The following is a 22,177-nucleotide window of genomic DNA, read 5'->3' on the forward strand; positions in this document are numbered from 1 at the left end:
TTAAAGAAGTGATGCTTATTCTACTATAACTTTTTTCGCGGAAGCAGCATCTCCGTTTATTAAATACACATAATAAACTCCTCTAGGCAAGCCAGATAAATCTATTGTGTTATCTGTGTTTGTATTGTTTAAAGTAAAAGATTTTACTAATTGTCCTAGCGAATTATAAACTGTTGCTTTGTCTAAAGCAATATTATTGATGTTTATAACTCCTTTTGTTGGGTTGGGGTAGATTGCGATTTTATCAAAAATAGACCCTTCAACCCCTAGACTTTTACAAGTATTAGAATACGTAGTAGTCGATTCTTTGATGTTTGACCAATTTGCATTTGAATAATTCTCATCGTCAACTTGTATACAGCTGAGAGTTGTAAGTCCTAAGAAACTGGTATACAATACAGAAGCAGATTTTCTTCCAGTATTTGTTGGCAGAATAAAATTTGCATTGTTTCCGTTTCGAAGATTTAAATAAACCAAAGGATTATTAACTACATATACAATTTTGAGCTTAGTATTTTTAGATAAATCTAATGTAGTAAGCTGATTTGAAGAAGCGTTTAGTGTTTCTAGGAGCAAATTGTTGCTTACGTCGAGAGAAGTAAGTTGATTGTTGCTTACGTCTAAGGTTGTCAATGAAGTAAAATATTCAATTCCAGTTAGGTCTTTAATATTGCTGTTTGAAAGGTCTAGACTTGTTATCGAACTTGCATCTGCAACCGTAATTTTTCCGTTAAGGCCATCAGTGTCGATTCCTAGATCAATTAATTTTTGTTCAAAATTAGTGTCTGGAAGCATCACATATTCAGCTGTACAAGAAGTATTAAAAGTAGCCCAAGTATCTTTTGCATTCATCCAGTTTTTATTTGAATAAGCTACATCATCAACTTGGATACAGGTTAAGTTCGGATTGTTTTTTAAGTTATCAACCATAGTGGTATTGATAAATTTGGTATTGTTTCCGTTTTTTAAATTAAGACTAATTAATTGATTTGAAGCACATTTTAGGTAATCTATAGCAGTGTTTTTTGAAATATCAAGAGTCGTTAATAAATTAAAACTACAGTTCAAACCATTTAATAAAGAATTATTAGAAGTATCTAAATGACTAATCTTATTAGAATCACATTCGATTCTGACTAGATTAGTGTTTTTTGAAGTATTCAAAGCTGTTAGTTTATTGCTGTTGCAATACAAACCGTTCAGTAAAATATTATTAGAAATGTCTAATTCTGTCAATTGATTATGATCACAAATTAAATCTTCAAGAGCTTTATTCTGAGAAAGATCAAGCCTAGTTAATAAATTCGAATTACAAGCCAAGTATACTAAAGCAATGTTTTCTGAAACATTTAAATTAGCTATCTTATTTCCTGGCATATGTAACCATCGTAAAGCTATATTTTTTGAAACATTTATACTGTCTATTTGGTTGTTGTGAAAATAGAGACTTTTTAAAGCAATATTTTTAGAAACATCCAGAGCTGTTAACTGATTATTGCCTATAGATAAATCTTCAAGAGTAATATTTTTAGAAACATCGATGGTGGTAAGTTTATTTTCATCGCAAAAAAGGGTTTTCAGAGACTTAAAGTCTTGAATTCCAGATAAACTACTAATGGATTGCGGGCTAATATACAGTTCCGTTATCGAAGATATTTTTGAGGTAAGAACTTTTCCATCTGGAGTTCCTGAGTCAATTCCTTTTGTAATTAGGAATTTTTCAAAATTCAGATCGGGAATTAAGGTATATCCGTAATTGCAATTTGTATTAAAGTTAGCAACAAGATCTTTTTTGGCAGACCAGTTTGTATTTGCATAAGCTGCATCATCGACCTGAATGCAAGTTAAATTTGGATTATTTACAAAATTTAGATAGATAAGTTTAACATTATTTCCATTCTTCAAATTTAGACTCGTTAATTGATTTGAATTAGGATATAATCCAACTAAGGAAGTATTTGCGCTAACATCTAAAGTCGTTAGTTGGTTTTTTGAACAGTTTACAAATTCTAAAACTTTATTTTGATTTAAATTCAAATTTGTTAATTGATTAGATTGACAATACAATTCTGTTAAAGTAGTGTTTTTAGAAACATCCAGTGAGGTTAATTTATTTTCGCGGCAATCTAGCAGATTTAAAGCTATATTTTTGCTCACATCCAAACTAGTTAATTGACTGGTATTACATCCCAAAAATGTTAAAGCAGTATTTGAGCTTACATCTAAAGTAGTATATTGGTTTGAACCTGAATCTAATTTTGTTAATGCCGTATTTGCTTTAACATTTAAAGATGTTAATTGATTCGAATAGCAACTTAAATTAAGCAAAGCAATATTATTACTTACGTCTAAAGAGGTTATTCTATTGGTATTACAATCTAGAGTAGTTAGAGCGGTATTTTTACTTATATTTAATGTTGTTAATGAATTTTGACTACAATTCAAATTAGTTAATGATACGAAGTCTTGTATTCCTGTTAAATCTGAAATGTTACTTTTACTAACATCTAAGGAAGTTAAGGTGTTAATATTAGATGTGTGGATTTTTCCATCAGGTGGAAATTTATCTAATCCTAAATTGATTAATTTTTGTTCAAAATTGAAATCTGGAATTAAAGTATAAGCAGATTGCTCCCCAGGGGTATACATAGCTGAAATTTCTTCTGGAGTTAAAACACGATTCCAGATGCCAATATCATCGATTTCTCCTTTAAAATACTCATTAGTTGTATCTCCTGAAATTCGTTTTCCTAATCTAAAAAGATTATTCGTAGTATTTATGGCAGCATTTTTTTCTGAGACAAATACACCATTTACATATAATGATACTTTGGTTCCGTTATAGGTAAGTGTAAAAAAATACCAGTCATTACTTAAGTAATTAAAGTTGTTTACATAAAAATCATCGTCTGTGGCATTTGGCCCAGTTGAAGTTTCAAGATAACCTTTCGAATAAATAGTAAGTCCAAATCTTTGTAGTCTTGATAATGCGCCATAATTAAAAATACATACATCTCCATTTTCACCTGGATTTGCAGTATTTGTTTTAAACCAGCCAGAAATTGTTCTTGCAGCATTGCCTTGAGGAATATTGGTAATAGTAGCATCAATATAACTGCCGGTTCCGTTAAAACTATAAGCGCTATTGCTGTTTCCAAATCTATCAGTTGTTAAAACAGCACCTGCAACAGATCCATTTGATTTATTTCCACTAACATCATTTGCGTTACCACTAAAAGGATAATAAGCGATCAATCCATTTGTAGGTATTTTGGCATCAATTTGAATTGGCTTAATAGTTATACTTATTGCTAATCTTGAAGAGCTTTCACATCCGTTGATCGTTTGCGATGCATAATATGTACCTGTTTGTAAAACAGTTGATGAACTTAAAACATTCGACGATACATGATCAGCATACCACTTAATGTTTGTGCCGTTGGCTACTAAATCGGCAACGGTTGCGCCTTCATCAAATATTTGTGAATTTGCAGTTGGCGGTTGAGTAGTGTTTGGGTTAACTATTATAATATTTGACGTTATACATCCATTGGCGTCTCTTACCATTACAGTATAATTTCCTGCAGATAAATTATTAAAGATATTTGAATTTTGAAAATCCCTACCCTCTGAAATAGAATATTGATAAGGTTTTGTTCCTCCATTTGCGATAATGGTGATATTTCCGTTATTACCATTACACGCATCAATGCTTGTTGCAGTAAAAGAGATAAGATTGGGTTCAGTAATTGTAAACGCAATTATAGTTGTTAATGAAGACGCATCTGTTGCTTTACATGTATATGTGCCGGGTGCTAAATCTTTTACGGAAGAACCTGTTCCTCCGTTAGACCATAAATAAGTGTAAGGAGCGGTTCCTCCTCCTGCAATAGCAGTTGCAGAACCATTATGCATACCAAGGCAAGTTACATTCACTACATTTATATTGAGACTCAACATATCGGAGCAAGTAACAGTTACAGTTGCATTTTTATTAACAGTTGTGCCATCACCTAATTGTCCATCTGCATTATCTCCGAAAGTCCACATAACACCATCAGTACTCACTGCAGATGTGTAGTACCAGCCTGCGGTTATCGCCTGCCAGCTTTTTCCAGTTCCTATTTGTACTGGTGTAAGGCTGTTTGAATATTTACCATTTCCTAATTCGTTGTGTGAATTATATCCCCAGGTCCATAAAGAGCCATCAGTTTTTATTGCAATTGAATGATCTCCCGCCGCACCTAAAGTTTTCCAATCTGTGGATGTTCCTATTTTTATTGGAATATAGCTATCTATAGTTGTACCGTTTCCTAACTCACCATATGTATTTTGTCCCCAAGCCCATAAAGATCCGTCTGTTTTTATAGCAAGAGTATGACTCCCTCCTCCGCAGATCGTCTTCCAATCGGTATCTGTTCCGATTTTTTTTGGTGAATAACCATTCTTAGTAGTACCATCTCCTAATTTTCCATCGTCATTACTTCCCCAAGTCCATAAGCTGCCATCTGTTTTTAAAGCAATTGTGTGATGATAACCCACCGTTATCGTTTTCCAATCTTTATCGGTTCCAACCTGTTTCGGGATGCCGGGTCCTGAACTGGTACCATTGCCTAATTGTCCAAAATAATTATCTCCCCAGGCCCATAAAGTTCCATCTTTTTTTAAAGCTACTGTATATTGATTTCCTGCTGCAATTGTTTGCCAATCAGTAGCAGAACCTATTCGTGTAGGAATACTTTTGTTTACGCTGGTACCGTCTCCTAATTGCCCATTTTTATTGCTGCCCCAAGCCCACAAAGAGCCATCTTTTTTTAGAGCAACCGTATGATTAGTTCCAGTAACTACTGTTTTCCAATCAGTATCTGTTCCTATTTTTTTTGGTGAAGAGTTGTTTATTAAAGTGCCATCTCCTGATTGCCCATCTTTATTGCTGCCCCAGCTCCATAAGCTATTATCTGCCTGCATGGCTACATTATAGCTGTATCCAGAAGTTACTGTCTGCCAGCACTGAGCTTTACTAGGAAAATATGAAAAAATTAAAAGTAACGAGAGTAGTTTTATTTTCATAAAAAAAAATTAGAATTTAACAGACAAGTGTAACAAATTTTAAGTATTCTTCCTTACGGAAAGACGTAAAAAGAAAAATATTTTTTGTTTGACTATAATGAAAATTTCATAACACAGTGTTAACTGTTAGTTTTTTGTAACAAAAAAGCATAATTTAGACCCATCATTTAACTTTACTTAAATTTTACAGATACATGAATCATATAAAACCTCTTAAATTATCTGCTTTTGCATTGCTTGTTTTAGCAGGATGTAGCGCCACAGTTCAAGCGCAGGTTTCTAAATCAAAAGAGTTTATTACAGCGCCGGCGGCAGTGGTAAAAAAAGCTCCTCTTAGCGAAAATGAATTAAAAAGATGGAGCCATCTTGATTTAATAAAAGATTCAATTCCGGGAATGAGTGTGGATAGAGCTTATGCTGAATTACTGCAAGGCAAAAAAGGGCAGAAAGTAATTGTAGGAATTGTAGATTCTGGTGTTGATATTGAACATGAGGATTTACAAGGAATGATCTGGACAAATAAAAAAGAAATTCCAGGAAACGGAATTGACGATGATAAAAACGGATTTATCGATGATGTTCACGGATGGAATTTCCTTGGAAATGCAGTTCACGAAAATCTAGAAATGACTCGTATTGTCAGAAAAGGAGATGACGGTTCTGCAGAATATAAAGCTGCTTTAGCACAATATACAGAGAAATACCAAGAAGCTTTAAAAGATAAAGAACAAGTAGATTTTTTACTTGGTGTTCATAACACCATTAAAAAGGAACTTAACAAGTCAACCTATAAAGTGGAAGATTTAAAATCTATAACTTCTACTGATCCTGATGTTTTGAGAAGTAAAGCAATTATGACTCAGATTTTTACAAACGCTGGACCGACTTTTGATCCTGAAGCTGATTTTGGAGAATACAAAGAACAAGTATATGATCAGATAGATTATAACTTAAATAAAGATTTTGACGGAAGAAAAATCGTCGGAGATAATCCAGAAGATATTAAAGACAATCATTATGGTAATAATGTTGTTTTTGGACCAGATAAAGAAAAAGCACTTCACGGAACTCACGTTGCCGGAATTATTGCTCAAATTAGAGGAAATAATTTAGGCGGAGACGGAGTAGCATCACCAAATGTTGAGATTCTAACTGTGAGAGCTGTGCCAGATGGAGATGAGTACGATAAAGATATTGCTTTAGCAATTCGTTATGCGGTAGACAATGGAGCAAAAGTAATCAACGGAAGTTTTGGAAAAAGCTTCTCTCCTCACAAACAATGGGTTTACGATGCTATTTCTTATGCGGCTAAAAAAGACGTTTTAATTGTTCATGCTGCGGGTAACGATGGCTACAATATCGATGAAGCAAAAAACATCAACTATCCAAACGATTCTAAAGACAACGTAAAAGAATTTGCAGATAATTTAATTACAATTGGAGCGATCAATAAATCATACGGAGAAAATGTTGTGGCTTCATTTTCAAACTTCGGAAAAATAAACGTAGACGTTTTTGCTCCAGGTGAAGAAATCTATGCAACAGTTCCAAACAATAAATACAAATATTTGCAAGGAACATCAATGGCGTCTCCAAATGCAGCAGGTGTTGCAGCTTTGATTCGTTCTTACTATCCAAAATTGAAAGCAGCTCAAGTTAAAAAGATTTTAATGGACTCTGGAGTAGCGCTTCCTTCAAAGGTTGTTTTGGGTACAAGCGAAAACCCTGGAGAAAAACCAGCAGCTGTTTCTTCTGTAGAATCATCAAAAACAGCTAAGATGGTAAATGCTTACAATGCTTTATTAATGGCAGAAAAAATGTCTAAAAAATAAACGATAATACACTATTAATCCAATGGAAGGGCTTGCGCTCTTCCATTTTCTATTACATATAAACATGCGAAAAATTATTTTACTTTCTTTCCTAAGCTTAGGCTTTAACTCAGCTTTTGCACAAAGCGCTCCATATTGGCAACAGCACGCTGACTATAAAATGGAGGTTTCGATGGATGTAAAAAACTATCAGTACAAAGGAAAACAAGAATTGGTTTATACCAATAATTCTTCCGACACTCTAAAAAAAGTATTCTATCATTTATATCCAAATGCTTTTCAGCCAGGAAGCGAAATGGATGCACGTCTTCATTTTATTAAAGATCCAGACGGAAGAATGGTAAGCAAAGTTAAAGGAGCTGACGGAAAAGAAGTAAAGCAAAGCCGTATTGAAACTCTAAAACCAAACGAAATAGGCTATTTAAAGATCGCAAATTTCAAACAAGATGGTGCTGTTGCTCAAACTAGAGTTTCAGGGACAATCTTAGAAGTTACTTTGGCTAAGCCAATTTTGCCTAATTCTAAAACGACTTTCACATTAGATTTTGATGGACAAGTTCCAGTTCAAATTCGCCGTTCTGGAAGAAATAACTCTGAAGGTGTAGAGCTTTCTATGTCACAATGGTATCCGAAATTAGCTGAGTTTGATTTCGAAGGATGGCACGCAGATCCTTACATCGCGAGAGAATTTCACGGAGTTTGGGGTAATTTTGATGTAAAAATCACAATCGATAAAGACTACACAATTGGTGGCTCTGGATATTTGCAAGACAAAAACTCTATCGGACATGGTTACCAAGATGCTGGTGTAACGGTTACATATCCTAAAAAAGCAAAAACATTAACATGGCATTTTATTGCACCAAATGTTCACGATTTTACATGGGCTGCTGATAAAGAATACAACCATGATATTGTAAAAGGACCAAATGATGTTGATTTGCATTTCTTCTACAAAAACAACGAAAAAACAACGGCAAACTGGAAACAGTTAGAACCTCTAATGGTTAAAGTAATGGATTATTACAACCAAAGAGTTGGCGCTTACCCATACAAACAATATTCATTTATTCAAGGTGGAGATGGCGGAATGGAGTATGCAATGTGTACTTTAATGTTAGGAAACGGAACTCTTGAAGGAATTCTAGGAACAGCTACTCACGAATTAGGGCACTCATGGTTCCAGCATATTTTAGCTTCAAACGAATCAAAACACCCTTGGATGGACGAAGGTTTTACCACTTACATCGAAGATAGCGCTTTGAATGAATTAAAAGGAGACAAAAAAGAAGCGAATCCTTTTGCAGGAAATTACAAAGCTTACTATAGTTTAGTAAATTCTGGAAAAGAACAGCCACAAACTACTCATGGAGATCGTTACGATGAAAACCGTCCATACAGTATTTCGTCTTATATTAAAGGAAGTCTTTTCCTTTCTCAATTAGAATATGTAATTGGAAAAGAGAATGTTGATGCAACTTTAAAAAGATATTTCAACGATTTCAAATTCAAACATCCAACTCCAAACGATATCAAGAGAACAGCAGAAAGAGTTTCTGGGGCTGAGTTAGATTGGTATTTAATTGATTGGACGCAAACCACTAATACAATTGATTACGGAATTAAAGACGTGGTAGATAACGCAGGAAAAACAACAATTTCTTTAGAAAGAATTGGAAGAATGCCAATGCCAATCGATTTAAAAGTGGATTACACAGACGGAACTTCTGAAACATTCTACATTCCGTTAAGAATGATGAATTTCATTAAGCCAAATCCAAATCCAAATGAGAAAAGAACAGTTTTGGAAGACTGGACTTGGGCGCAACAAAACTATAGTTTTACAATTGACAAAAACAAAACGTCAATCAAAAAAATCACTATCGATCCAAGCGGATTAATGGCTGATGTAAAACAAACCAATAATGTTTTTGAAGTGAAGTAATTCTCAAATATACCTCAATTGAAAAGCCTCTGAAAATGTTTTCAGAGGCTTTTTTGATTTTTATAATGTTGACTCTACTTTTGAAATTATGTTATTTGAAACTTTTTCTTTCTTAAGAGGAAACATTTTTCTATAACTTAATACCCTCCAGAGCCATTCGACTGGTCCATAATTGAATTTAGAAAGCCACCATTTACTAATGAATAGTTGAGCAATAAATACTGAAATGGCAAGGAAAAAGTAAAACCAATAGGGCAGGTTGTTGTAAACTTTCAAACCTATTCCCGAAAAGATAAAAGCTGCTAAAATATTTTGAGCCATATAGTTGCTTAATGTCATTTTACCGCTAACTCTGAAAAGATTAAAAATTGTTTTGAGCTTTCCATTTGTGTACAAAAGGCATATTCCTGAAGCGATAAAAAACATAGTATTGATAATGATCCAATAAACGGGATGAAAATACGTAAAAACAAATTTTTGATTGATGGCAATTTCAAAAAGAACGCCAGAAATTATTGCCAGAATAAAGCATACAATACTAATTTGTTTTAAAAGTCTTTTGAACTCAGGCAGGCGATTAAAGAAATTTATCTTTTGCAGATAAAAACCAAAAAGCATCAAATCAAACATCACAAAATGTACAGTAACAGCATAAGGTAGATTAATCATTTCCTGAAAGTAAGTGCCCATTAAATTAAATTGAAAGAAACTAATCCAGTTTCCAGAGTAAAATAGTTTTAAAAAAGTCGCAGTCGATTGAACGTCTGGCAAATCCTGTTTAAAAGTATTAACGTAAGCATTAATGAATGGAATAGCCAAGAAGATTAAAATAGAAGATATTAAAATGATTTTAGCCGAACTTCTATAAAACAATAAAAGAAATAGTCCTAATAAGGCATAATCTTTTAAAATATCTCCAAGCCAAAAAGCAGAATTTATAAAAGCTAGAAGAAATAGAATAAACATTCTCCAACAAAAAAAAGAAACAGGATTTTTGCCTTTTTCTGCCACATTATTAATAAGAACGGCAAATCCGTATCCGAACAAAATACTTAACAAAGTCCAAGATTTTGCAGAAAAGAAATATAAATTAGTATAACTGATAACCTGAGAAAAAATACCTTTTTTTACAATCCATTTCTCAAGACCAATGTATCTAAAATCGACATAGTTACCAATTACGACTCCTAATAGCGCCCAGCCTCTTAAAATGTCAACAATTGCGGTTCGTTTATTCTCTTCAATTGGTTGGAATGAATTTGTCATAAGTTTGGTTTGTTTTTTTTAATGTTTTTGGTCTTTAATAGTGGTTGTAAGAAGTCAAATGTAAGAAAAATATAAATAAATCAAATTTGAAAATAATAAAGTTGAGGAAGGTAAAATTGAATTTATTTCAAATAAAAAAGCCTCATTTAATTTTACTTTAAACAAGGCCTTTTTTCTGTTTTTTTGAGATTTAACTCAAATGCTCAATCATATCTTTTGTCATGGTTTCTAAATCAAATTTATGATTCCAACCCCAATCTTCTCTAGCAGAAGAATCGTCAATACTTGCTGGCCAGCTATCCGCAATTTTCTGACGGAAATCTGGATTATAAGTGATCTCAAATTCTGGAATATGTTTTTTAATCTCAGTAGCAATTTCTGTTGGTGTAAAACTCATTGCAGCCAAATTGTACGAAGAATGTATTTTGATATCTTCGGCTGGAGCTTGCATGATATTAATTGTGGCATCAATTGCATCATCCATGTACATCATTGGCATTTTAGTTTCAGACGACAAGAAGCATTCGTATTTTTTATCTGCAATCGCTTTGTAGAAAATGTCAACAGCATAATCTGTAGTTCCGCCACCTGGAGGAGTCGACCAGCTGATTAAACCTGGATAACGAATACTGCGAACATCAACACCATAAATATTATGATAATACTCGCACCATCTTTCTCCAGCTTGTTTACTGATTCCGTAAACTGTAGAAGGTTCCATTACGGTATATTGAGGTGTGTTTTCTTTTGGAGTTGTTGGTCCGAAAACGGCAATACTTGAAGGCCAGAAAATCTTCTGAATCTTTTTTGCTTTAGCTAAATTCAAGACATGAAAAAGAGAATTCATATTTAAGTCCCAAGCAAAAGCTGGATTTTTTTCGGCAGTTGCCGATAAAAGCGCTGCCATCAGATAAACATCGGTAATTTTATGCACTTCTACCAAATGTTCGATCTGATTAAAATCTAAAGCATTGACCACTTCAAAAGGCCCTGAATTTACAACATCAGTATTTAATTTTCGGATATCAGAAGCAATTACGTTTTCTGTTCCGTATATCTTGCGCAACTTTTGAGTCAGCTCTGTTCCAATCTGTCCGCAAGCGCCAATGATCAATATTTTTGGATTCATTTTTTCATGATTTTTAGAGAGACAAATATAACGTTTTCGTAATCAAATGCGCTTTTTTGAAGAATAAATTATTAATTCAATAATTTAAAAGTTTGTTTGTTGGATTATTCACTTTTACAAGGGTGTGTCTTTGTGCCTTTTCATTTTTAAGAATAAAGTTCCTTTTTAAGGCGAAAAAAAAGAAAAAATAACGTCTTATTTCACATGAAAGATGATCAAAATAATAACCTTGATTTATAGAATCTTTAGCATAAAAACAGAATTCATAATTGTAAATTTACTTCGTAACTTTGCAGCCTAACATTATTAATAAATGAAATATCAAATATCTCTTTTTCTGCTTCTGACAACTGTATTATTTTCTTGCCAAAATGAAAATGAAAAACGACTTGCAGAAAATGCAAAAGAAGCGAAAAAGAAAGAAGCTATTTTTAATAATATAAATAAAGGCTGGACTTTTCTAGATGAGCCAATTAATGAAATTTCAGAATCGCAATTGAACTCTTGGTCAGAGTGGCGTGAATTTATGAAAGAAATTGGCGAAAAGCCAAGAAAGACCATAGGAGCATTTCAGAAAAAATCGGCTGCGATTTCGAGGAAAGCAATGGCTTTAAACAACAATATTCCAGCCCAGTTTAATCAGCCACAGATAAAAAGCCGAATTTCTATTTTAATTACTAAAATTAGAATGTTGGATTTGTTTATTCATTTAAGCACTATTCCAGATGATAAAGTCGTGTTTTTGATACAAGAAATCAATAAAGAGCTGATTTCTCTAGAAAGACAAATGGACAAAATTGTCGAAAGAGCTAAAATTCCGAAAGAAGAAGGAGAAGCAGATTTTCTGAAAATGTTAGACACGACACGCGCGATTCCTAGTTCGAGTGCACCTGTGGCTCCTATACAAAAAATAGATCAAAACGCACCAAAAGTTGAGTAAAAACGCCTTATATACAACATACGATAATCTGCCAAAAGCAGAGCAGATTGCTAAAAGTTTACTGGAAGGGAATCAGGTAAAAATGAACATCAGCGGATTGTTGGGATCTGCTGTTTCATTTATTATACGTTCCGTTTTCAGAAAAACAGAATTGCCTTTTCTGATTGTTTTAGACAACAAAGAAGAGGCGGCCTATTATCTAAACGATTTGGAGCAGATGATTGGTGAGCAGGATGTATTGTTTTATCCAGCGTCATTCCGTCGTCCGTATCAAATTGATGAAACCGACAATGCCAATGTCCTACTTCGAGCTGAGGTTTTAAATAGAATTAATTCCAGAAAGAAACCTGCTGTAATTGTTACCTATCCAGAAGCACTTTTTGAAAAAGTAGTTACGAGGAGAGAACTTGATAAAAACACGTTAAAAGTAGCTTTGAACGATAAAATTTCGATTGATTTTATCAACGAAGTTTTGTTCGAATACGAATTCAAAAGAGTAGATTTCATTACAGAACCTGGAGAATTTTCAGTTCGTGGAGGAATTGTCGATGTCTTTTCTTTCTCAAATGATCATCCTTATAGAATTGAATTTTTCGGAAACGAAGTAGACAGCATCAGAACTTTTGATGTTGAAACGCAATTATCTGTAGAAACACATAAAAAAATCACGATTATCCCGAATGTTGAAAACAAACTTTTTCAGGAAAACCGTGAGAGTTTCTTAGATTATATTGCCGAAAAAACAGTTCTTTTCATTCAAAATACGGAAGGACTTTTTAGTCAGTTGGACAAACAATTTGCAAGAGCAGAAGAAGCTTTTGAGAAATTGTCGAAAGAGATAAAACATGCCACGCCAGAACAACTGTTTTTAAATCAGGCGTCGTTTATAAAAAGATCTTTGGATTTTTCAGTTGTAGAATTGGCTTCAAGACCTGTTTATAAAACAACTAAAAAATTCGAATTCCATATTCAGCCGCAGCCATCCTTCAACAAACAATTTGATTTATTGCTGAATAATTTAAGCGATAATCATTTTAACGGATATGTAAATTATCTGTTTTGTTCGAATGATACGCAGGCGAAACGTTTTCATGATATTTTTGAAAGTTTGGATGAAGCCAATTCAGAAAACATCAGAAAACAATATCATACTATTGTACTGCCTTTATACCAAGGTTTTATTGATGAAGAAAATCAAATAACAGCTTACACCGATCACCAGATTTTTGAGCGTTATCATAAATTCAACATCAAAAACGGATATTCGAAAAAGCAGAATATCACTTTAAAAGAATTAACAGCACTTTCTGTAGGCGATTATGTAACGCATATCGATCACGGAATCGGGAAGTTTGGTGGATTGCAGAAAATTCAGGTGGAAGGCAAAACGCAAGAGGCTATAAAGTTAGTTTATGCCGATAATGATATTGTGTATGTGAGTATCCACTCGCTGCATAAAATCTCGAAATACAACGGAAAAGACGGTACGCCTCCGAAAATCTATAAATTGGGTTCGAACGCTTGGAAGGTTTTAAAACAGAAAACCAAAGCGCGCGTCAAACATATTGCGTTCAACTTGATTCAGTTGTATGCGAAACGTCGTTTAGAAAAAGGTTTTCAGTTTGCGCCAGACAGTTATCTTCAAAACGAATTAGAAAGTTCGTTTATTTACGAAGATACGCCAGACCAAATGAAATCGACAGCAGAAGTAAAAGCCGATATGGAAAGCGATCGTCCAATGGATCGTTTGGTTTGTGGAGATGTTGGTTTTGGTAAAACGGAAGTTGCAATTCGTGCTGCTTTTAAAGCAGTTGACAATAGCAAACAAGTAGCCGTTTTGGTTCCGACAACCATTTTGGCATATCAGCATTACAGAACTTTTTCGGAACGTTTAAAAGATATGCCGGTTTCAATTGGTTATTTAAACCGATTTAGAACGGCGAAACAAAAAGCACAAACGTTAAAAGATCTAGCCGAAGGAAAACTAGATATCGTAATTGGAACACATCAATTGGTAAACAAAAATGTGGTTTTTAAAGATCTTGGTTTATTGATTGTTGATGAGGAACAAAAGTTTGGAGTAAATGTAAAAGATAAATTAAAAACCATAGCAGCAAATGTCGATACACTGACGTTGACAGCAACGCCAATTCCGAGAACTTTACAGTTTTCATTAATGGCAGCTCGAGATTTATCGGTAATTACAACGCCTCCGCCAAACCGTTATCCGATTGAAACGAATGTGGTTGGTTTTAATGAAGAGATTATCCGTGATGCCATTTCGTATGAAATTCAACGAAACGGACAGGTTTTCTTTATCAATAACCGAATTGAAAATATAAAAGAAGTGGCAGGAATGATTCAGCGTTTGGTTCCAAATTCAAGAGTCGGAATTGGTCACGGACAAATGGACGGTGCAAAACTCGAAGAATTGATGTTAGGTTTTATGAACGGAGATTTTGATGTTTTGGTCGCAACCACCATCATCGAAAGCGGATTGGACGTTCCAAATGCCAATACGATTTTCATCAATAATGCCAATAATTTCGGATTATCAGATTTACATCAAATGCGCGGTCGAGTAGGTCGAAGCAATAAAAAAGCATTCTGTTATTTCATTTGTCCGCCATATTCATCAATGACCGAAGATGCTAGAAAACGTATTCAGGCGTTGGAGCAATTTAGCGAGTTAGGAAGTGGTTTCAACATTGCCATGAAAGATTTAGAGATTCGTGGAGCAGGAGATTTATTAGGCGGAGAACAAAGCGGTTTCATTAATGAAATTGGTTTTGATACGTACCAAAAAATAATGAACGAAGCGATTGAGGAATTGAAGGAAAACGAATTCAAAGATTTGTATCCTGAAGAAAATGATATTGATACGAAAGAATACGTAAAAGATATTCAAATCGATGCCGATTTCGAGTTATTATTCCCAGATGAATATATCAATAATGTTTCGGAACGTTTGGTTTTATACAACGAATTAGGCGCGATAAAAGACGAAGCTGGTTTACAGGAATTCGAGAAAAAACTAATCGACCGTTTCGGACCATTGCCAAAACCTGCTATTGCTTTATTAAACAGCATCAGAATTAAATGGATTGCTACTAAAGTCGGAATTGAAAAATTAGTCCTAAAACAAGGCAAAATGATTGGTTATTTCGTATCCGATCAACAATCTGATTACTATCAATCAGTGAAGTTCAGAAACGTTTTAAATTTTGTTCAAAAGCATAGCAATCTCTGCAAAATGAAAGAAAAACAAACCGTAAACGGATTACGTTTATTATTGACTTTCGAGAATGTGAAGTCAATAAAACGCGCACTGGAGTTAATGGAATTGTTTGAGGAGTAAAAATAATAGCCACGAATTCACAAATTATTAAAAAAAATTTAATTCGTGAATTCGTGGCGAAAAAAAAATAAAAAAATTAAGTTTTATTTACCTTTTATTTAGGAAAAACCTTAGAACTAAAAAGTTTTCTTTGAATCAAAATTTTCAAAGCCAACTTTATGCAAAATCAACTTCTTGTTCTTTTTTTACTTCTTGGATTTACTTCAATTTTCGCCCAAGGAAAAGGCAAAATCATTTTAAAAGATTCTTTAAAATCTGAAACTATAGATCCGCTTCGACCTGCAAAAGCGGCATTTTATTCTGCTGTTTTGCCTGGTTTAGGTCAGATTTACAATAAAAAGTACTGGAAACTTCCTTTGGTTTATGGTGCAATTGGTACGAGTGCCTATTTGTATATCGACAATCAGAAAAATTACAATGTTTACAGAAACGAATACAAAAACAGACTTGAAGGTAAAAAAAGCGATTCTGAATTTTTAGCAAGATTAAGCGAAAGCCAATTAATTACAGCTCAAAAAGGCTATCAAAGAAACCGGGATTTATCAGCCTTGTTTATGGTTGGTTTTTATGTTTTAAATATTATCGATGCCAATGTCGATGCAGCTTTATCTCAGTTTAATGTAAGTGAAAATTTAGTTTTCAAACCTTCGCTAATAAGCAATGACCTAACATCAAAAAACAATTTTGGATTTGCCCTAAATTATACATTTTAAAATAAAAAATCACTCCGAAGAGTGATTTTAATGGCATTATTGTGGTTTTGGTTAGATAATTGTATCGTCAATTTGAAAAAGCAATATTCAATTTGAATCTTAAAATTAACTTATTTCAAAATAATTTAATTCATTCTTTGTTTTGGTGTACTATCAAAAAACAGGTGTTGTTTTTTTGATGCGTTAGCAAATATATAAAAATATTATTCGTAATAAATTATATTTAAAAAAACTTAATTCGGATTTTTTGTTAGTTTTTTATATAAAAGATGTAAAGTGTATTGTGAAGTGGCTTTTTACAAGTAAGTGTCATATTGACGCTTTTCCTAAATAAATTTCCTTAAGAATTTGTCTTTTGCGAATATTCTTATTTAAAAATGAATGTTTGTATTCTATAAAAAAACAAATCCTTCTATCTTCAGGAAAGATAAAAGGATTTGGGTGCAAAGGAGAATCAAAATCGATTCTTATATAATTAGTTTTTCAAGTCTTTAATTACTTTAAAAGCGACATCAACTTGATCTTCTCCAACTAAAATAGTAAATTCATTAGAAGTCGAAATTACTTCATTGATGATGATTCCTTCCCAAGCCAAACGTTGGAAAATGAAATAATAGATACCAGGAACAACAATGTTTTCTTTTGGTAATTTTACTGTAATAGAAGCTAAATTATCTAATTTCTGGATTAATTTTTCTCTCATAAAGTGTTTTTCAACTAAGTGATTTACACTGCTGCTGACAACGATATTGGTTTCGTTTACACCACGAGATGAGGTATAAAAAATATCAGATAAAGCATTAATATCGGAAATTAAATCTGCTTGTTTGTTTAAAACAGTTTCAGAGGCTGCAAACGTGTAATCTGTAAGTTCAGAACGCACGGTGATTTCCCCAATATTCTTAATGACTTTATTGATTTTGTGGTTCAATTTAAAATCTAATTCTTCCGTGAGTCGTTTTAAAGACATTACAACAGCGCCTTGTTTTACTTCTTTTCCAAATTCACTTTCTAATTCGGTCATAATATTTCGCGAAAGTGAAGTGAGGTTAATAATTCCGAGCGACAAAGCATTTAATAAAAATGGTTTTGTTTTAATGTAGTTTTCTACAATAGAAGAAACAGTTTTCATAATTCTTTTTTTTTTGGTAACAGTTGAGTTGGTAGTTAATTTAACATTGCGATGTTATAATTCTTTGCAAATATAAATAAAAAAACAAATTGTTACAATTATAACAATAAAAAAATATGTTAAAAGTGATAAAAAGCATCGGTAATATGTTCAATTGCAAATGATTCCCCGTTTTTATGGATCGCAACAATGTCAAAACGGATTTCTAAATCTTCTTTAAAATCCTTTTCCCTATCGTTTATGTAGGCATTTACTGCTTTTATAAGCAATTGAATTTTTTTCTGTTTCACAAAATCCTGTGGAGAACCGAAATCTAAACTCGAACGTGTCTTTACTTCCACTATCACTAAAATAGATTCTTTTTGTGCAATTATATCTATTTCAGCTTTCTGAAAAACATAGTTTCGGTCTCGAATGGTATAGCCATTTTCTTCAAGATACGATGCTGCGAGATCTTCGCCAAGCTTTCCTAAATCATTATGTTCTGCCATTTTCTTTTTGTTTCAAGTTTTAAGTTTCACGTTTCAGTTTTTTGCATGCAAAGACGCGAAGGCACAAAGAATATTTAAAACTTTGCGACTTCGCGTCTTTACGAGATTTTATGTGGTATTGTTAGATTTCCTTAAACAAGGAATAGAGTAGTGCTATTTTTTAAAAGTAACCGTACTTCCAGAATCGGTAACTTCTATAGTAACGGTATTTCCCATAATTAAAGCTCTGTTATCTCTAATATGGCCAGCTGGGAAATTGAAAATTACTGGAATATTGTATTTTTTGGTTACATCATCAACAATTTCCAAAGCATTTTTTCCCCACGGAACTTCATTGTCCTTCATGCTTGTCATACCTCCGATGATAATTCCTTTTAGATTTTCGATACATCCATTTCGTTTTAAATTCATCATCATACGGTCAATATGATACAAATATTCGTCTAAATCTTCTATAAATAAAATTTTATCCTTGCAGTCAATTGCCGATGGAGATCCAAGTAGACTATATAAGATAGATAAATTACCGCCAACAAGTTCTCCTGTTGCGCTTCCTAAACGATTCATAGGAGTTGGACTAATCGAGTACGAAATAGGCTCATCAAATAAAGCTGCTTTTAATGAACTTACAGCTTCTGGGGTTGCTCTAGAAACCGTTACAGGCATAATACCATGAATAGATTTGTAACCCATCGTGTTCAAATGATTGTGTAGAACGGTTACATCGCTAAAGCCGATAACCCATTTTGGATGCTGCTTGAATTTGGTGAAATCCAGTAAATCTAACATTCTAACAGTTCCATATCCGCCTCGTACGCACCAAATCGCTTTAACATTTGGATTGTCCAACTGCTTTTGAAAATCGGCAGCTCTCTGTTCGTCTGTTCCAGCCAATTGATTATAATCTAATCCAATCGTAGATCCAATTACCGCTTCTAAGCCCCAGCTGTGCAATAAATCGATTGTTGGTTTTAAATTGTCGTCGATATTTTTTCTGGCAGTTGCTAAAAGCGCTACAGTATCTCCTTTTTGTAAATAAGGCGGTGTTATCATGTTTTGTTGAGATTGACAGTTGAATGATTGTAAAGCAAAAATAAGAAATGCGAGTTTACAAAAGACAAAATGTCTCTTTATATAGTGAAAGCAGTTTTTATTCATTTTTTCTTTTGCTTAAATTTATAAAATTAATTTTTTAGGCTTTGTCATTTAACCTCCATATTGCTGTTGCAATTCGGCCAAAAGCAACATTAGGCCTTTATCGGCTTCTTCAGATTGCACATTAGCAAATAGTATAAAAGCCTTATTGATGTCTTTGCAAATATACACTTTGGTTAAAAAAGTTCCTGGATTTCCGCAGTGAAAAGAATATTTTAAACCCGAATTTTCGTTTATTTCAGAATACCATCCAAAAGAAAATTCTGGAAAACCAAAATGCATGTAATTAAATTCTTCGGCAGTCAGTAATTTTGATTTTCCTAATAATCCTTTAAGTTGCATCTGCGTAAATTTGCAATAATCAGGCAAACTACAATTTACATTTCCTGCTGAAGAAAGCCAGTTTAGTTTGTAATTTAAAGCTGGTTTTTCGGGCTTTAATTCTTCATCATGTCCCCACGTCTGATTTATATCCGTAAAATTTGGCTGTCCAAAACCAAAGTCAATATTGAGGCCTTTACCCAAATCTTTTACTAAAGTTTCATAGCTTTTTCCTGTTGCTTTTTCAAGCATCAATCCTGCAGCCACATAACTCGGATTGGAACCGTACCAATCTTTTTTCTCTTTAATAATTTGCTTTTGTTTAAAAAACCAAGCTATAAATTCGTAACGCTGTTCCTGATTGTTTCCTTTTATTTCCTTTTGATTTGGAGTTTCATTTCCATAAGACCACGTTGGAATCGGTGCTCTAAATGTTAAGAAATCTTGCAAGGTTACATTATAAATCTCTGGATTACTTTCTGCTTTTAGCTCCGGATATAAATCAAAGAATTTGGTATCCCATTTTATTTTTCCTTCTCTAACTAAAGTTGTCGCGATATAACTTGTTATAGTTTTTGTTATAGATCCTAAACGAAATTTGTCGCTAATATTTGCTTTAAATGAAGAGTTAAGACGCTTAAAACCCAATGCTTGAATTTCAAAAATAGAATCTGAAGAAACAACGGCATAGGCAAGTTCTGGAATTTTATATTGTTTTCTTATTTCTTCTGCTCGAGAACTATTTTCTTGTCCGTAAAATGGGTTTAGAAAGCTCAAGAAGAAAGTAAGAAACAGTATTTTTTTCATGTTAGAAATGATGAGATTTTTTCAACAAGGTACAAGACTTTTATTAGAAACAAATGTAATATTTTAAAAATATTAAAGGGTAAAAAACTTACAAATTTTAAGTAGATTTGCTTTTTTAAATATTCTCTATATGCCATTAAAATCTAGTTTTTGTTTACTTTTCTTTCTTTCTCTATCAGTTCTTTTTGGTCAATCCAAAAAATATAAGATACATACTGTAGCCTTTTACAATTTTGAGAATCTTTACGATACTGTAGATGATGCATTTACGAATGATGACGAATGGACGCCAAATGGAGCACAGCATTGGACAGTAGAGAAATACGAGCAGAAATTAAAGAATCTGGCGAGAGTGATATCTGAGATTGGAACACCAGAAAATCCAAGTGCGCCCACTCTAATCGGGTGCGCAGAAGTAGAAAATCGAAATGTCTTAGAAAATTTAATCCAACAACCGAAACTACATCCTTTAGATTTAGGCATCATTCATTTTGATTCGCCAGATAAACGCGGTATTGATGTGGCGTTGCTGTATCAGAAAAAGTATTTCAGACCGACTTCTTATTCGAATATTCCATTAATTATTTATAAAAAAGAAAATCTTAAGAAAGAAGAAGAAATGGAAGTTTTGGATGATGAAACGGAAGTTAAAAAAGAAAATAAGAATAGGATTTTTACAAGAGATCAGCTTTTGGTGTCGGGATTTTTGGAAGAGGAAGAAATTCATATTATTGTCAATCATTGGCCGTCGAGATCTGGTGGAGAAAAAGCAACTAGTTTGTTTCGTGAAGCAGCAGGGAAATTGAATAGAAAAATTATAGATTCCTTGCAACAAATTAATCCTCAAGCAAAAGTTTTGACAATGGGAGATTTTAACGACGGACCATTTAATAAAAGTATAAAAACAGGATTGGGAGCGAAAGGCGTAAAAGAGGAAATTGCAGAGTTCGGAGTTTTTAATCCGTTTGAAGAGCTTGCTAATAAAGGTTTAGGAACTATTGCTTATCGCGATTCTTGGAATATTTTTGATCAAATCATTCTAACAGAATCTCTGGTTAAAGCTGATTTTTCAACTTTCAGTTTCTGGAAAGCAGGTATTTTCAATAAACCCTATCTTATTCAAAGTTCAGGACAATACAAAGGTTATCCATTGCGAAATACATTGTCAGAAGCTGGTTTTAGTGATCATTTTCCGGTTTATGTTTATCTGATAAAAGAATTTAAGTAGAGACGTACTGCAGTGCATCTAAATTTTCGTTTTGAAATGATCTAATAGAATCTAAGACACACTACAGTGTGTCTCTACAAATTTCACTACCTTAGCTATTCATAAAATTAGAATTCAAAAAATGGCTATAGCAAAACCTTTTAACCTAACCCGATGGATTGATGAAAATCGTCATTTACTTAAACCACCTGTTGGAAATAAAAATCTATATGTAGATTCTGGAGATTATATTGTGATGATTGTAGCAGGGCCGAATGCTCGAAAAGATTATCATTATAATGAAACTGAAGAGCTTTTTTACCAATTAGAAGGAAGCATTAAGGTTGTAATTCAGGAAGATGGGCAACGTAAAGAAATGGAATTGAATGCGGGTGACATGTATTTGCATCCTGCCAAAGTGCCGCATTCTCCTGTTCGTTCAGAAGGTTCGATTGGTCTTGTTATTGAAAGAAAGCGCGCTGGACACGGTTATACAGATGGTTTACTTTGGCATTGCGACAACTGCAATCATAAATTGTACGAAGTGTATTTTGAACTTCATAATATAGAGAAAGATTTTCTTCCTCATTTTGAACATTTTTACAATTCAGAAGAATTAAGAACTTGCGATAATTGCGGAACGGTTATGGAAACTGATCCGAGATTTGTAGCGAAGAAATAATTTTTTTATATAAGCAATAACCCGACAGGTTTTTAAAAACCTGTCGGGTTTTATTTTTGATGTATTTTCGTTCAAAATAAATAATGTTTTATTTTTTTAATATATTTGTATCATAAATGAAACTATAGA

The 22,177-nt window shown here is 33.2% G+C and carries 14 protein-coding genes; 7 read left to right on the top strand and 7 right to left on the bottom strand.

Features of this window, described 5'->3' with window-relative positions; all coding sequences use genetic code 11:
* Positions 1–15: 15 nt before the first annotated feature.
* Positions 16–5,070, bottom strand: coding sequence for a LamG-like jellyroll fold domain-containing protein (locus tag J7574_RS03245; protein WP_290964147.1), 5,055 nt, complete (start codon positions 5,068–5,070; stop codon positions 16–18).
* 194 nt (positions 5,071–5,264) lie between these two features.
* Between J7574_RS03245 and J7574_RS03250 the strand changes: the two genes are divergently transcribed.
* Both J7574_RS03250 and J7574_RS03255 read left to right on the top strand, forming a co-directional pair.
* The gene (locus J7574_RS03250) at positions 5,265–6,902 is read left to right on the top strand and encodes a S8 family peptidase (RefSeq protein WP_290964151.1); all 1,638 of its coding nucleotides are present in this window, start codon (positions 5,265–5,267) and stop codon (positions 6,900–6,902) included.
* 64 nt (positions 6,903–6,966) lie between these two features.
* Entirely contained in the window at positions 6,967–8,847 is a 1,881-nt protein-coding gene (locus J7574_RS03255; protein WP_290964154.1) for a M1 family metallopeptidase, read from the top strand.
* A 60-nt stretch (positions 8,848–8,907) separates the two neighbouring features.
* On the opposite strand, the gene J7574_RS03260 is transcribed toward J7574_RS03255, so the two are convergent.
* Together J7574_RS03260 and J7574_RS03265 are read right to left on the bottom strand one after the other, a co-directional pair.
* Positions 8,908–10,113: a DUF418 domain-containing protein gene (locus J7574_RS03260; protein ID WP_290964157.1), complete on the bottom strand. Its 1,206-nt coding sequence runs from the start codon at positions 10,111–10,113 to the stop codon at positions 8,908–8,910.
* 190 nt (positions 10,114–10,303) lie between these two features.
* Complete coding sequence (locus J7574_RS03265; RefSeq protein ID WP_290964160.1) at positions 10,304–11,242, bottom strand: L-threonine 3-dehydrogenase; 939 nt, start codon at positions 11,240–11,242, stop codon at positions 10,304–10,306.
* Between the two features lie 313 nt (positions 11,243–11,555).
* Here J7574_RS03265 and J7574_RS03270 point away from each other — a divergent pair, with 313 nt between their 5' ends.
* The 3 genes from J7574_RS03270 to J7574_RS03280 all read left to right on the top strand — a co-directional run bounded on the left by J7574_RS03270 (position 11,556) and on the right by J7574_RS03280 (position 16,253).
* A complete protein-coding gene (locus tag J7574_RS03270; protein ID WP_290964163.1) occupies positions 11,556–12,182 on the top strand; it encodes a hypothetical protein in 627 nt (208 codons plus the stop codon).
* Positions 12,175–15,540 (top strand): transcription-repair coupling factor, encoded by a 3,366-nt coding sequence (gene mfd / locus J7574_RS03275; RefSeq protein WP_290964166.1) that lies wholly within the window; start codon positions 12,175–12,177, stop codon positions 15,538–15,540. The genes J7574_RS03270 and mfd overlap by 8 nt, the downstream gene beginning before the upstream one ends.
* 158 nt (positions 15,541–15,698) lie before the next feature.
* A complete protein-coding gene (locus J7574_RS03280) occupies positions 15,699–16,253 on the top strand; it encodes a DUF5683 domain-containing protein (protein WP_290964169.1) in 555 nt (184 codons plus the stop codon).
* 475 nt (positions 16,254–16,728) lie between these two features.
* On the opposite strand, the gene J7574_RS03285 is transcribed toward J7574_RS03280, so the two are convergent.
* The 4 genes from J7574_RS03285 to J7574_RS03300 form a co-directional block, all read right to left on the bottom strand.
* The gene (locus tag J7574_RS03285) at positions 16,729–17,385 is read right to left on the bottom strand and encodes a hypothetical protein (protein WP_008466087.1); all 657 of its coding nucleotides are present in this window, start codon (positions 17,383–17,385) and stop codon (positions 16,729–16,731) included.
* A 119-nt stretch (positions 17,386–17,504) separates the two neighbouring features.
* Complete coding sequence (locus J7574_RS03290; protein WP_290964174.1) at positions 17,505–17,876, bottom strand: YraN family protein; 372 nt, start codon at positions 17,874–17,876, stop codon at positions 17,505–17,507.
* 153 nt (positions 17,877–18,029) lie between these two features.
* The gene (locus tag J7574_RS03295; protein WP_290964177.1) at positions 18,030–18,929 is read right to left on the bottom strand and encodes an LD-carboxypeptidase; all 900 of its coding nucleotides are present in this window, start codon (positions 18,927–18,929) and stop codon (positions 18,030–18,032) included.
* A 153-nt stretch (positions 18,930–19,082) separates the two neighbouring features.
* The gene (locus tag J7574_RS03300) at positions 19,083–20,159 is read right to left on the bottom strand and encodes a serine hydrolase (protein WP_290964179.1); all 1,077 of its coding nucleotides are present in this window, start codon (positions 20,157–20,159) and stop codon (positions 19,083–19,085) included.
* Between the two features lie 130 nt (positions 20,160–20,289).
* Here J7574_RS03300 and J7574_RS03305 point away from each other — a divergent pair, with 130 nt between their 5' ends.
* Positions 20,290–21,387, top strand: coding sequence for an endonuclease/exonuclease/phosphatase family protein (locus tag J7574_RS03305; protein WP_290964182.1), 1,098 nt, complete (start codon positions 20,290–20,292; stop codon positions 21,385–21,387).
* 121 nt (positions 21,388–21,508) lie between these two features.
* On the top strand, positions 21,509–22,048 hold the full coding sequence (locus J7574_RS03310; protein WP_290964185.1) for a 3-hydroxyanthranilate 3,4-dioxygenase: 540 nt from the start codon (positions 21,509–21,511) through the stop codon (positions 22,046–22,048).
* Positions 22,049–22,177 lie beyond the last annotated feature (129 nt).

It is taken from the genome of Flavobacterium sp. (genome assembly GCF_017744675.1).
Classification (GTDB): Bacteria; Bacteroidota; Bacteroidia; order Flavobacteriales; family Flavobacteriaceae; genus Flavobacterium.